Annotated in this window: 12 protein-coding genes and 1 pseudogene; 6 read left to right on the forward strand and 7 right to left on the reverse strand. The window is 64.7% G+C overall.

Features of this window, described 5'->3' with window-relative positions:
• Positions 1-273 precede the first annotated feature (273 nt).
• A complete protein-coding gene (locus CXY70_RS02350; RefSeq protein WP_104190790.1) occupies positions 274-1,050 on the forward strand; it encodes an alpha/beta fold hydrolase in 777 nt (258 codons plus the stop codon).
• A 3-nt stretch (positions 1,051-1,053) separates the two neighbouring features.
• On the opposite strand, the gene CXY70_RS02355 is transcribed toward CXY70_RS02350, so the two are convergent.
• Positions 1,054-1,485, reverse strand: a complete 432-nt coding sequence (locus tag CXY70_RS02355) for a VOC family protein (protein ID WP_104190791.1) — start codon at positions 1,483-1,485, stop codon at positions 1,054-1,056.
• Between the two features lie 246 nt (positions 1,486-1,731).
• Between CXY70_RS02355 and CXY70_RS02360 the strand changes: the two genes are divergently transcribed.
• Entirely contained in the window at positions 1,732-3,597 is a 1,866-nt protein-coding gene (locus CXY70_RS02360) for a DEAD/DEAH box helicase (RefSeq protein ID WP_104190792.1), read from the forward strand.
• Positions 3,598-3,784: 187 nt separating this feature from the next.
• Here CXY70_RS02360 and CXY70_RS02365 read toward each other — a convergent pair whose 3' ends face one another.
• Together CXY70_RS02365 and CXY70_RS02370 are read right to left on the reverse strand one after the other, a co-directional pair.
• Entirely contained in the window at positions 3,785-4,816 is a 1,032-nt protein-coding gene (locus CXY70_RS02365) for an NADPH:quinone reductase (protein ID WP_104190793.1), read from the reverse strand.
• A 140-nt stretch (positions 4,817-4,956) separates the two neighbouring features.
• Positions 4,957-5,586: a DUF1992 domain-containing protein gene (locus CXY70_RS02370; RefSeq protein WP_233205700.1), complete on the reverse strand. Its 630-nt coding sequence runs from the start codon at positions 5,584-5,586 to the stop codon at positions 4,957-4,959.
• A 159-nt stretch (positions 5,587-5,745) separates the two neighbouring features.
• Between CXY70_RS02370 and CXY70_RS02375 the strand changes: the two are divergent.
• Both CXY70_RS02375 and CXY70_RS02380 read left to right on the forward strand, forming a co-directional pair.
• Positions 5,746-6,144, forward strand: a pseudogene (locus CXY70_RS02375) (manganese catalase family protein); the annotation flags it as partial.
• 160 nt (positions 6,145-6,304) lie between these two features.
• Positions 6,305-6,943, forward strand: a complete 639-nt coding sequence (locus CXY70_RS02380) for a hypothetical protein (RefSeq protein WP_104190794.1) — start codon at positions 6,305-6,307, stop codon at positions 6,941-6,943.
• Here CXY70_RS02380 and CXY70_RS02385 read toward each other — a convergent pair.
• Positions 6,847-7,995: a DMT family transporter gene (locus CXY70_RS02385; protein ID WP_104190795.1), complete on the reverse strand. Its 1,149-nt coding sequence runs from the start codon at positions 7,993-7,995 to the stop codon at positions 6,847-6,849. The genes CXY70_RS02380 and CXY70_RS02385 overlap by 97 nt on opposite strands.
• An 85-nt stretch (positions 7,996-8,080) precedes the next feature.
• Between CXY70_RS02385 and CXY70_RS02390 the strand changes: the two genes are divergently transcribed.
• Positions 8,081-8,665, forward strand: a complete 585-nt coding sequence (locus CXY70_RS02390; RefSeq protein WP_199183343.1) for a CGNR zinc finger domain-containing protein — start codon at positions 8,081-8,083, stop codon at positions 8,663-8,665.
• Here the strand turns inward: CXY70_RS02390 and CXY70_RS02395 are convergent.
• Positions 8,631-9,611, reverse strand: coding sequence for an NAD(P)-dependent alcohol dehydrogenase (locus tag CXY70_RS02395; RefSeq protein WP_104190796.1), 981 nt, complete (start codon positions 9,609-9,611; stop codon positions 8,631-8,633). The genes CXY70_RS02390 and CXY70_RS02395 overlap by 35 nt on opposite strands.
• 232 nt (positions 9,612-9,843) lie before the next feature.
• Here CXY70_RS02395 and CXY70_RS02400 point away from each other — a divergent pair, with 232 nt between their 5' ends.
• A complete protein-coding gene (locus tag CXY70_RS02400) occupies positions 9,844-10,731 on the forward strand; it encodes a 1,4-dihydroxy-2-naphthoyl-CoA synthase (protein WP_104190797.1) in 888 nt (295 codons plus the stop codon).
• 16 nt (positions 10,732-10,747) lie between these two features.
• Here CXY70_RS02400 and CXY70_RS02405 read toward each other — a convergent pair whose 3' ends face one another.
• Together CXY70_RS02405 and CXY70_RS02410 are read right to left on the reverse strand one after the other, a co-directional pair.
• Positions 10,748-10,927, reverse strand: a complete 180-nt coding sequence (locus tag CXY70_RS02405; RefSeq protein ID WP_199183344.1) for a hypothetical protein — start codon at positions 10,925-10,927, stop codon at positions 10,748-10,750.
• A gap of 52 nt (positions 10,928-10,979) precedes the next feature.
• A complete protein-coding gene (locus CXY70_RS02410; protein WP_199183345.1) occupies positions 10,980-11,960 on the reverse strand; it encodes a squalene cyclase in 981 nt (326 codons plus the stop codon).
• Positions 11,961-12,029: the final 69 nt, after the last annotated feature.

The raw sequence follows: 12,029 nt of genomic DNA on the forward strand, positions 1-12,029 counted from the left end.
AAGGCGTCTGCCGTCGGTCTCAAGGGATGTGATGGGCGTGGTTGAAGAAGAAATAGGCCTGGCTTTCAGAGGACGAATCGCTGGGTCGCACTAGCGGTTCTGGATCGATACTCCACAGGCGGCGTCGCGGGCGAAGTTTCCAGTATGCATGGCTTTCCTGAACACTTCCTCATGTTTGGTGTGCCGGTCACTAACGCAGCCGCCGCCGTCCCAGGATCTCGTACTGGCGCGGCAGGGCCGTCTGCCGCCCAGCATCCGTGGTGAGATAGGGGGATGTTGCACCGAAACACCCCCGAGCACAGTTTTGTTCCGTCCGTCGATGGCGTTCAGTTGGCCACCTACGAGCTCGGCGACCCGGAGCAGCCGACCGTGTTCGTGGTGCACGGCTTCGCCTCGAGCGCCATCGCCAACTGGCACGCCACCGGCTGGACCCGCGACCTGACCCGGGCCGGCTTTCACGTCATCGGCATCGACCAGCGCGGGCACGGCGCCAGCGACAAACCGCACTCCCCCGACGCGTACACGATGGAATTACTTGTCGCCGACGTCGAGGCAGTGCTCGACGCCTACCTGCTCACCGAGGTGCGCTACGTCGGTTACTCGCTCGGTGCCCGCGTCGGCTGGCAGGCTGCCCGCGACCTCGGCGGCCGCATCACGCAAGCGGTACTTGGCGGGATTCCCGACGGTGATCCACTTAAAAGTTTTCAGATAGCGGATGCCCGCGCCCACCTCGAACACGGTACCGAACTCACCGATCGTCTCACGGGCACCTATCTCACGATGGCGAAGGCGCTACCCGGCAATGATCTGGCGGCACTCGTCGCCCTGGTCGAAGGCATGCGCGGCGGCCCGCAGCCCGGCGCCGCTAACGCACCCATTCAGCCGGTACTGTTTGCCACCGGTAGCGAGGACAGCATTCTCGACGCCTCCCGGGTGTTGGCCGACGCCACGCCAAACGGAGGCTTTTTCGAGATTCCCGGCCGCAATCACTTCAATGCGCCCACATCGCGGGCGTTCCGCGAGGCGGCGATTGGCTTTTTGAAGGCTTAGGCCTCAACGAAACGACACCGTTCCGTCATCGTCGACGTGCCAGCCCGGGTTGTGTGCGATCTCCCAGATGACGCCGTTCGGGTCGGCAACGTGGCCGTGAAAGATACCGCCGAAGGCGCCATCCTGGGCAGGTTTGAGCACGGTACCGCCAGCGGCGGCCATGGCCGCGATCGTGCTGGAGACCTCGTCACGGCTTTCGAGATTGTGCGACAGGGTGATTCCGGTCGCACCGACGCTCGTGTGTTCGTGCTGCAGGTCTTCATCAAACTTCGTAGCGTCGAACAGGCCGAGCGTCAGGCCGGGCCCAACCTGAAAGAAGACGATCTCGCCGGGTACGTCCACCAGCGGAGCCCAGCCGAGGCCGTCGCGATAGAACGTGCGCACTGCCTCGAGGTCGCTGGTGGCCAGAGTGATGAAATTTACGCGTTGTTCCATGGGACCACTGTTGCAGCCCTACCCGAGCGTCGGGTTAGTCGCCTGCACAGCTCTCGTGGCACGGGTTTGAGAAGTTGGCACTGGTTTGCACAGGGCGAACTTCTCAAACACGTGCCGCCCGCGGGGGCGAACGCGTGGCCGACCAGCGCAGTGCATAAGCGGATGCCGCGGCCGCGGGCATCCGCTTTTCAAGTTGTCAGACGTGCCTTGGCGCCGGGGGCGAACTCTTCGGCTACCGTTGATACTATGACCGCCCCAGACACTACAACGCAGAACGAGGCAGATTCTGCCTCCACAACGAAGACCTTTGCCGACCTTGGACTCAATGACGCCATGCTTAAGGCGCTCAAAGTTGTCGGCTACGAAACGCCCTCGGCTATTCAGGCCGCCACTATTCCCCCGCTGTTGGAGGGTCGCGACGTTGTCGGACTCGCCCAGACCGGTACCGGCAAGACGGCTGCGTTCGCGCTGCCCATTCTGAACCGACTCGACCTCGCACAAAAGAACCCGCAGGCGCTCGTGCTTGCGCCCACCCGCGAGCTCGCACTGCAGGTGTGCGAGGCGTTCGAGAAGTACGCCGCCCACATGCGAGGCGTGCACGTGCTGCCCGTTTACGGCGGACAGGGCTACGGCCAGCAGCTGTCGGCCCTGCGTCGCGGAGTGCACATCGTCGTGGGTACTCCCGGCCGCATCATGGACCACCTCGCCAAGGGCACCCTCGACCTCTCTGAGCTGAAGTTCCTGGTGCTCGATGAGGCCGATGAGATGCTGAACATGGGCTTCGTTGAGGACATCGAGACCATTCTCGCCGATACCCCCGACGACAAGCAGGTGGCCCTGTTCTCGGCCACCATGCCGGCGCAGATTCGCCGGATCTCCAAGAAGTATCTGCACGACCCGGAAGAAATCACGGTCAAGAGTAAGACCACGACCAGCGCGAACACGACCCAGCGCTACCTGATGGTGTCGTACCCGCAGAAGCTCGACGCGCTCACCCGCATTCTCGAGGTTGAGAACTTCGAGGGCATGATCATCTTCGCGCGTACCAAGAATGAGACCGAAATCCTTGCCGAAAAGCTGCGTGCGCGCGGTTATTCGGCCATGGCGATCAACGGCGACGTGCAGCAGGTACAGCGCGAACGCACGATCAACCAGCTCAAGAGCGGCAAGCTCGACATTCTGGTCGCAACGGATGTCGCCGCTCGCGGCCTGGACGTGGAGCGCATCAGCCACGTCGTCAACTACGACATTCCGATCGACACCGAGTCGTATGTGCACCGCATCGGCCGCACCGGCCGCGCCGGCCGTTCAGGCGCAGCGATCAGCTTCGTTACGCCGCGCGAACGTCGTCTGCTCTCCGCCATCGAAAAGGCGACCCGCCAGCCGCTCACCCAGATGCAGTTGCCAAGCGTTGAGGACGTCAACGTGACGCGCCTCACCCGCTTCGACGACGCCATCACGGCGGCACTCGACGAGACCGACCGCATCAGCAAGTTCCGCGACATCATCGCGCACTACGTGTCCCACCACGATGTGCCCGAGGTCGATGTGGCCGCGGCTCTTGCCGTTGTCGGGCAGGGCGAAACTCCGCTGCTGCTTTCGGCCGAGGATGTTCGCGCCCAGCAGCGCCTCGAGCGCGACGAACGGGTTGAACGTTCCGAGCAGCGCGGCGACCGCCCCGAACGCGGCGGTCGTTCGGACCGCCCTGACCGCTTTAATCGGGACGAGCGAGGCAGCCGCGACGACCGCGGCAGCTATAGCGCCCGCGACGACCGGCCTGTGCGAAGCGAACGCCCGGTGCGTTCGAGCGGTAAGCCGATGGCCCAGTACCGCATCGAAGTCGGCAAGCGTCACAAGGTAGAGCCGCGTCAGATCGTCGGCGCCCTCGCCAACGAGGGTGGGCTGAGCCGCGACGACTTCGGGCACATCAAGATTCTGCCGGACTTCTCGCTGGTCGAATTGCCCGCTGACCTGTCGAACGACGTGTTCTCCAAGCTGGAGAACACCCGCATCAGCGGCAAGCTCATCGAGCTGCGTGCCGACAAGGGCGGCGCCTCACGTTCCGCCGAGCAGGGCGATCGCCCGCCGCGCGCTCCGCGCCGCGAGTACTAGAGTCTGCCGCAGAAAGCCCCCTCGTCGTTCACGACGAGGGGGCTTTCTGCGAGTCCCCGGCGCGTAACTCCTGCAATTCGTATCTGGCCCGCCGCAACACCCGCGGAAACATGCGGAAGCTTACGGTGCGCCCCACAAATTGCAGGAGTTATGCGCTGGGCTGGCTCCTGAAGCAGGCGACCGCGGGTCAGGCCGCGGAGACGTCGATCAGCACCTTGCCGGTGACACCGCTTTCGACGAGGGCATGGGCATCCGCTGTGTGGGCGAGGTCGAAGCGGTGCAGCGGCAGACCCGCATCCGCTCCCACTGGTAGTGCGCCGTCGACGAGTGCCTCATTGATCGCGGCGGCCGCTTGCCGCACGACCTCGATGCCGACGGTGTACAGCAGTAAGAACTGGTACCGCACGTTGAGACTGAAGTGCTTGCGCACGTCGAGGGTCATCTGGTCGCCGCCGTTGTTGGCGTAGACCGCTACGGATCCGCGATTGCGAATCACCTTGAGGTCGAGTTCGGAGTTCTGGGCGGGGGCCACCTCGACGATGAGGTCGACGCCGTGGGGCGCAATGTTTCGAATGTCGGTTGCCACGTCGGAGTCGGTGTACGTGAGCACGTGGTGTGCCCCCGCAGCCGTTGCGAGGGCGGCCTTGGCTGGCCCACTCACGGTCGTGATCACGGTCGCGCCGGCCCAGCGGGCGAGCTGGATGGCGGCATGGCCGACGGCGCCGGCACCTCCCGCGACGAGTACGATCTTGCCGTCAAGCGCTCCGGGATGCAGGCGCGGTGGCCCATCTTCGGCCACGGTGAGGGCCCGGTAGGCGGTGATGGCCGGCACGCCGAGGCTGGCTCCCTGATCGAAAGTGGCCGGGGAGGGCAGCAGGAAAACGCGTTCGGCCGGAAGCACCGCGTACTCCTGGGCAGTTCCGCTGTTCGCTCGCTCGTACGCGGCGAGGACGAGCCAGACGCGATCGCCGACAGCCACGTTCGACACACCGGGACCGACGGCGTCAACGACGCCAGCGCCGTCCTGGTTCGGGACCACGTCGGTGAAGGCCAGAGCCTCGCCCGATTCCGTGCCACGGCGCGACTTCCAGTCGGTGGGGTTCACCCCGCTCACCACGATCCGAACGCGCACCTCTCCTGAACCGGGTTCGCTCACCGGTCGATCAATGAGATGGAGCACGGACGGGTCACCGGTTTTGCTGTACACAATGGTCTTCATGTAGGGGCCAACGCTGGAGGCGCCGAAATGTTTCCCTGACGGGGGCGGTGCGTTCAAAACCTGCACTGGACAAAGTCACCGGTGATGTCCGCGGCGATCACGGACTTTCTTTGCCAGAACGGTTGAGAGGCCCCACGCGGTCATTGGGGGCGGGCGCGACGGCGTTCCCGCCAGGTCATGGCGGCCAGCGCCGCGGCCTCACTCTCGCGTTGCTGCCTGGCAGCCTCGCCGCGCGCGGCGCGGCGCTCCCGCCAGAGGTCGAGCTGTTCCGCCAGATCCCGGGTGGGGGTGACCACGGGCGGCCCGCCCTGCAACTGCCGGCGTGCCGCCACCACTCGGCTATTGAAATCCCTGAGAATCTCGGTCACTGCAGCTTCAGACTGCACGCTGTCCAGCCGGGCATCGAGCTCGGCGTTCTCGGTGCGTAGGGTGAGTGCCGGCGGCCCGAGCCCGGTGATCTTCTCGCTTTCGATCTTCTGCCGAATCCACCAGTCAGGGTCATACCCACGCTCGAGGTTCGCCAGCGGCTTGCCGGCGCCGGGCAGGTTGTCGAACTCGCCACGACGAATAGCCTGCTGAATGGCCATTTCCACATACTGGGCTCGGGCTTCCATCATGGATTGCCCGGCCGTGTTTTGCTCGGGGTCGTTCTCTTCCGTCGCAGCGGAGTCTGCCTCATCGGGCGGCAGCATCCGCTTGAGTTGGTATCGGGCCACGTTGAGCCGGGCGTCGTTTAGTGGCGCGTCACCGCGGTCCTTCTTGCCGGTCATGACTGCCAGCCTAGATCGCCCAGGCCCTGAATTTCGCGCAGATTCCTATCTCGCAGCGTGACGATTTTCCTTTTTGACTCGTCTTTAAGAGTGATGCACTTCACCGCGCCATTGTCACCAAGTGAACACCGCGAGGAGAATTTGATGTACTTTCACACTCAGGCACACGAGAACGGCTTCACCAAAGCTCTCGAAACCCTCGGTGTGAATTGGAAGACCCTCCTCCCGATTCCCAAGACCAACGCGGAGAAGTTTCCGGAGGTCAAGCGCCTTGTCGACCTCGGTCTGCAGAGCAAGCAATACACCTTCAACCTCGCCGGCCAGTCTGAAGTGGGCAAGATCTACCGCGGCATGTCACCATCAAAGGATGGCACCAAGCTCGCTGCAACCGAGCAAGCGCCGGCCGGTGTTCCGTCCATAATCTCGGAGGAACGCCTCGAAGAGTTCGCACCCGGACTCGACCCGGAGTTGCTCGCCCTCATCCAGGCGACGGCCGACCCGGAGCTTGCCGACGTCGACGCCATGTTCGGCCCGGTGACTGCACAGGCCACGAACTGAGTGGTCTGACAACACATTCGTGCCGCGCGACCTCATGCCGCGGACAGCGTGACGTGGCGGGCGAGCACGGCCACGTCACGGCGCGCGCCGCGGCCATCTGGTCGCCCACCGGGTAAGAGCCGGCCGGACCGCAAAGCGCGGCGACTGGTATGTTACGACGATGAGTGGAACCAGCGCGCCGAGCCCAGCGACGCTTCCCTCCGGCTGGGTAAGACTCGACCGGGCGGGCTGGTGGAGCACCTTCGCGGCCACTCCACTGAACGGCATTCTCCTGGGTATCCTGCCGATCAACCTTGGAACCACGTTGGCTCGGAGTTTCGATATCTCGATCTGGTGGGCATTCCTGCTCGCCCTCGGAGCTGTCGTGCCGGTGTTCCTGCTGCTCTACCTCGTTCAGCGGCTGCGCTATCCGCAGGCATCGGTGAACTTCGACACGGATAAACTGCGGGCCGGGCGCCGAGTCGTGCCTCTGGCTGACATCGTCTGGGCCCGCCTCGATATGTTCGACCGTCAGCGCGCCCACACGCGCATGCTCACGCTGCGGTTCGGCGCGGAGGGCGGGCCGCGGGCATCCGTTCGCCTGCGCGGTCGCAGCGGCCAGACACTCCCCGCCGTGGTGACCGACGTCGTTTCGGAGATCATTCGCCGTTCGTCGATCGCCGTGCCACAGACTCCCAACGACCCCACCGGGCGCTTTGCCCGCTACAACTTTCCCGGTTCGCTCGGTCGTTCCGATGCTCTCGAGATCGTGCTGAACCCGCCGACCATCGACGATCCCGCGCCGGTACTGATCGCCTGAGCGGATGCGCCGGCCGTCGCCTCATCGGAGCGGGCAGCCTCATCGGCCTCGTCGGCAACGTCGGCAACGTCGGCAGCGCCGCCGTGAGCCTCGCCGTGAGCGTGCGTCAATCCCGGCTCGTCCGGCGGCAGCGACTCGGCGGCCAGCTCAACCCGTTCCTCCCCCACAGCTGCGATGCCGCCCAGGATAAGAAGCCCGCCGAGCAGCTGCAGCGGCGTCAGCACTTCGCCCAACAGCAGCCAGGCGAACAACGACGCGAAGATGACCTCGAGCAGGCCCACAAACGAGGCGAGCCTCGACCCGAGAGTTCCCGCCGCCGTAATGCCCGCCACATACGCGAGCGCGGTGCTGATAATGGCGAGAATGAGCAGCGGCACCCACCAGGAAACAACCGTGCCGAGCAGGGACAGGTCAAGATACGATGCGGTAAAGGGGAGCAGCCCGGTCAGGCCGAGCAGGCCAAGTGCCGTTCCCCCAACCAGCAGCCCGAAGGCCGCCAGCGCGATCGGCGGCAGGCCCCGAGCGGGGCGCGCGGCCACCACGAAGAACACCGCGCAGGCGATGGCCGCGCCGAAGGCGAACAGCACCCCCATCGGGTCTACGGCCCGAATGGCGCCGGGCCCGATCACGAGCAGCAGCCCGCCAACGGCGAGAGCCGACCCGAGCAGCACCGTGCGGCGCGGCATCCGCTTAGTCGTCACCCAGACGAACCCGACCAGGATCAGCGGAGCGAGAAATTCAATGAGCAGCGCGGTCGAGACTGGGATGGTCTGCAGCGCGGCAAAATAGGCCAGCTGAGTACCCGCGACACCGACGATGCCCATTCCGAGCACCCGCCAGCGGCCCCGCCACAGGGCTGCCCAACGACCGCGCAACGAATACAACGCGACCGGCAGCAATACGAGCCCGGCGGTCAACGCGCGGGCGGTCACGGCAGCCGTCGGGGACCAGCCAGCCTCGAGCATCGGCTTGACCAGCGCGCCGGAGGTTCCGAACGAGGTGGCTGCAATGGCGGCCACGATCAAGCCTCCCGGCAGGGACGAGATCCTCATGCTTCTCCTTCGGGCGACGTGGTCCTGTCATAGTCTAAACTGGCCTATACCACTGACAGTAGAACCGCAGAGTGAAGGAGTCAACTTGCATTTTGCCCCTGACACCGAGGAAGCACTCGAATTCGTGGTGATGCTCGGCTCCACTGATCCCGGTGCCTCCCGAAGCGGCCGCGACGAACTGCAAACGCTCGCCGACCTCACCGCTATGCTGGCCCCCATTCCATTCACCGGCCGCATCGACGGGGATAACGTCGAACTGCTCGACGTGCGACAGACTCGCGCCCTGCTGCGCCGGGTCTGGACTCTCGACCGCGACGACGCCGTCACGGAGATCAACCGCATGCTGCGCGAGGCCGGGGCGCTCCCCCAGCTCGCCCGCCACGATGTCTCGGACTGGCACCTGCACGCGACCGTGCCCGAGGCTCCGCTGGGAGAACGCATGCGCGTCGAGGCAGCGCTGGCGTTGATCGACGTGATTCGCAGCGACGAAATGGGTCGCCTGCGAATTTGCGAAGCGGATGCCTGCACCGGGCTGGTTCTCGACCTCTCCCGTAACGGGTCCAAGCGTTTCTGCAGCGTGCGCTGCGGCAACCGCATGAACATGATCGCCTTCCGTGAGCGCCAATCCACCGACGCTACTGCACAGCTGGCTCGTCGCGTACGCAAATGACGACGTTGCCGATCTTCTGGCCCGTCGCGACATATTCGTAGGCAGCGCCAATCTCTTCAAGCGGGTAGGTCCGGTCGATTACCGGCCGAAACTCGCCCGCTGCGACCAGCCCCTGCAGGAACAGTGCATCGTTGCGGGTGTCCTTGGGAATCGGAAACAAAACGCGCTTCCTCCGCAACACCGGCGTGGTCAGCGCCAGTATCAGATTTTGCCACAGGGTCCCGAGGTCGGACGAGACGTAGAGTCCGTCGGGACCCAGCAGCCGACGGCAGCGTCCGAAAGAACTCTTACCGACCGCATCGAGCACCACATCAAACTCGTCTTCAAGCGCGGTGAAGTCCTCGTGCCTATAGTCCACCACCCGCTCGGCCCCGAGCGATTCCATCATGGATAGGTGCGGGGTAGCGCAGACCGCTGTGACGCGAGCGCCGAGGTTCACGAGCAGCTGCACTGCGGCCGATCCGATCCCACCCGTACCGCCGTTGACCAACACATTCTGCCCGGCAGTGACCCTGGCCGCACGAATCATGTTGAGCGCGTAGTGGGCACCCTCCAGAATCGGTGCCGCCTCAACGTAGGGAATGCCTACCGGAATCTCGGCGACCAGTCCCATCTCGGCGATAGTCAGATAGCCAGCGTGACCTCCAAATTTCACGCCGCTATAGCCGAACACCCGCTGGCCGAGCACAAACGTACTGACGTCGGTGCCGACACCGGCGACCTCCCCGGCGAACTCGCAGCCGAGAATAGTCGCCCGAGGCACCCTTAGTCCGCTGAATAGCCGCACCACGAGTGGCTTGCCGCTGAGAAATCCGCAGTCGGTGCGGTTGACCGTGCTGGCGAAGACCCGCACAAGCAGTTCGTCGCGCTGGGGGATCGGCTGCGGCGTATTCTCGACGTGCACGAAGCTCGGTGGTCCGTAGTGACGGTACACGGCAGCTTTCATGCGGCACAGCGTACTCCCCAATGAAAATCGCTCCCAAGGCGCGCACGAGCTCCAGGTGTGCCGTGCTACACACCGCGGTGACCGAGGCACCGAAGTGCCTGGCGAGCTGGATCGCCGCCGTACCTATGGCCCCTGACGCGCCATTGATGGACTGATCAGCGTGAAGCCGTGCCACGTCCCTTACGAACGACAGCGCTGCCGCGCCGACTCCGAGCACACCTAAGCTGAAACCATGACTCAGGTTTCCGAAATTTTTGATCCTTCACTGTGGAAGCCCGTCGACGGCTTCTCCGCGTTGCAAGACATCACCTACCACCACGACAACGCCGGGCGGGTCGCCCGCGTGGCCTTCAACCGGCCGGAGGTGCGCAATGCGTTCCGCCCGCAGTCTGTCGATGAGCTCTACCGGGTGCTCGACGACGCCAGGCAGAACACGCGCATCGGCGTGGTGCTGCTCACGGGTAACGGGCCAAGCCCCAAGGACGGAGGCTGGGCGTTCTGCTCCGGTGGTGACCAGCGTATCCGCGGGCGCGACGGCTACCAATACCGCGACGGGGTCGCGAGCACGGGGCGGCTGCACATTCTCGAGGTGCAGCGACTCATCCGTTTCATGCCGAAGGTCGTCATCGCCGTCATCCCCGGCTGGGCGGCCGGCGGCGGCCACTCCCTGCACGTGGTCTGCGACCTCTCGATCGCCAGCAGGGAACACGGCATGTTCAAGCAAACGGATGCCGACGTCGGCTCGTTCGACGGCGGCTACGGTAGCGCCTACTTTGCCCAACACGTCGGGCAGAAGTTCGCGAGAGAGGTCTTCTTTCTCGCGCGTCCGTACGACTCCCAGCGCGCCTACGAGATGGGCGCCGTGAATGCCGTGGTGCCCCATGCAGAGCTGGAGACGACCGCACTGGACTGGGCAAACACCATCCTGACAAAATCGCCAACCGCGATCCGCATGCTGAAATTCTCGTTCAATGCCGTCGACGACGGCATGGTCGGCCAACAGATCTTCGCCGGTGAGGCCACCCGCCTGGCCTACGGCACCGACGAGGCTATCGAAGGAAAAGACGCATTCCTGGAACACCGCGAACCCGACTGGTCGCCCTTCCCCTGGCAGTTCTAGCTGGCAGCACTCAGAGTCAGGCGCCGGCCTGATGCTCGGCCAGGTACGCGGCAGGACCCTTTTCGGAGGCGACCGGGTCCATCCAGAGGGCGCTGAACTCGTTGCCGTCGGGGTCTTGACAGTCGCGGGCGTACATGAACCCATAGTCCTGGGCCGGTCGCGGCTCGGTCGCGCCACCGGCAAGCGCCTTGTCCACGCCGCGAGCCCTCTTCTATCGTGGCGATAACGCACGTTGTGTCAAGAGCCACCTACGAGCCGGTGGCATCGTCCCACCACTCCAGCACGCGGCTGCCATAGAACGTGAGCCACTTCGACGCCTCACCGGCGGGCACATCCACCTCGAACCACACTCGGCCGGGGTGTCGGCGCTCCTGCAACCAGGTGCCGTCCGGCCGCCTGGCGGCACGGATCAGGTCCATCGCCTCGGCGAGCCGTGGATCGGGGGCGCTGCCATCATGCAGGGCCGCGGCCCGAAAGTAATCCGCGGCGCTGAGTACGCTGTAAAACCAGCGAAACGGGTAGGCGAAGCGCGTCGCCCACAGGGCAACTTGCAAACCGGTGGACAGCCGGTGTAACAGCCCACGCTGCAGCAGATATTCCTCTCCCCCGTGGCGGGCCGCACGTAGCTCTTCTGTGCCGCCGATCGTCATTTCGTAATACAACAACCCTTTCAAGGAATTCAGCGTCGAGTGATAGGAGGATCGGGTCGAACCCTCCACCCATTCGCAGTTCCAGCCTCCATCGGGTTGACGGTGGTCGACAAACCATTGGGCGTTGTCCGAGACGTTGACGCCGAGCCACGCTCCGTTGGCCAGCGTGAAGGCGTTGATGCAACAGTCGACTTCGCCGTTCCAATACGGCAGGTCTTCGTACTCCCACCGACTATTGGCGGCGAGCAGCTCGGCTGTGCCAGCGAGCATTGCGGCATCGACGCCCAGCTCACGCAGGTCGAAGAGAGCCCACGTCGTCGCTGTGTACGGCTGCCCCGCATCGGCGGCTGCCTCGGGGCCATTAAAGTCAAAATCTCCCGGAAAATACGCGCCGCCCGCCCACTGACCATCAGCATCCTGCAGGGCCAGCAGCCGAGCCCCAAACCCCTCAGTGTTGACCCGGGCCCTGGTTGTCCGCCATACCGCAGCCGGCGCGCCGACAAGGTCACGCTCAACGCGCCAACGCAGAGCCGGGTCGGAGTCGAGCATCCAGTCAAGAAGTCTCGGTTCGATAGTCATTGTCAGCACGTTACCCGCGCCCTCGCCACTCGGAAAGAGCCCAAACCGACTTCGACGCCGGATCAAGCC

The organism is Cryobacterium sp. Y82, from assembly GCF_002929495.1.
Lineage (GTDB): Bacteria > Actinomycetota > Actinomycetes > Actinomycetales > Microbacteriaceae > Cryobacterium > Cryobacterium serini.

Coding starts and splice junctions, on each gene's coding strand:
- CXY70_RS02360 (WP_104190792.1), top strand. CDS start 1,732: ATGACCGCCCCAGACACTACAACGCAGAACGAGGCAGATTCTGCCTCC.
- CXY70_RS02410 (WP_199183345.1), bottom strand. CDS start 11,960: ATGACTATCGAACCGAGACTTCTTGACTGGATGCTCGACTCCGACCCG.
- CXY70_RS02355 (WP_104190791.1), bottom strand. CDS start 1,485: ATGGAACAACGCGTAAATTTCATCACTCTGGCCACCAGCGACCTCGAG.
- CXY70_RS02365 (WP_104190793.1), bottom strand. CDS start 4,816: ATGAAGACCATTGTGTACAGCAAAACCGGTGACCCGTCCGTGCTCCAT.
- CXY70_RS02385 (WP_104190795.1), bottom strand. CDS start 7,995: ATGAGGATCTCGTCCCTGCCGGGAGGCTTGATCGTGGCCGCCATTGCA.
- CXY70_RS02395 (WP_104190796.1), bottom strand. CDS start 9,611: ATGAAAGCTGCCGTGTACCGTCACTACGGACCACCGAGCTTCGTGCAC.
- CXY70_RS02380 (WP_104190794.1), top strand. CDS start 6,305: ATGAGTGGAACCAGCGCGCCGAGCCCAGCGACGCTTCCCTCCGGCTGG.
- CXY70_RS02350 (WP_104190790.1), top strand. CDS start 274: ATGTTGCACCGAAACACCCCCGAGCACAGTTTTGTTCCGTCCGTCGAT.
- CXY70_RS02400 (WP_104190797.1), top strand. CDS start 9,844: ATGACTCAGGTTTCCGAAATTTTTGATCCTTCACTGTGGAAGCCCGTC.
- CXY70_RS02370 (WP_233205700.1), bottom strand. CDS start 5,586: ATGACCGGCAAGAAGGACCGCGGTGACGCGCCACTAAACGACGCCCGG.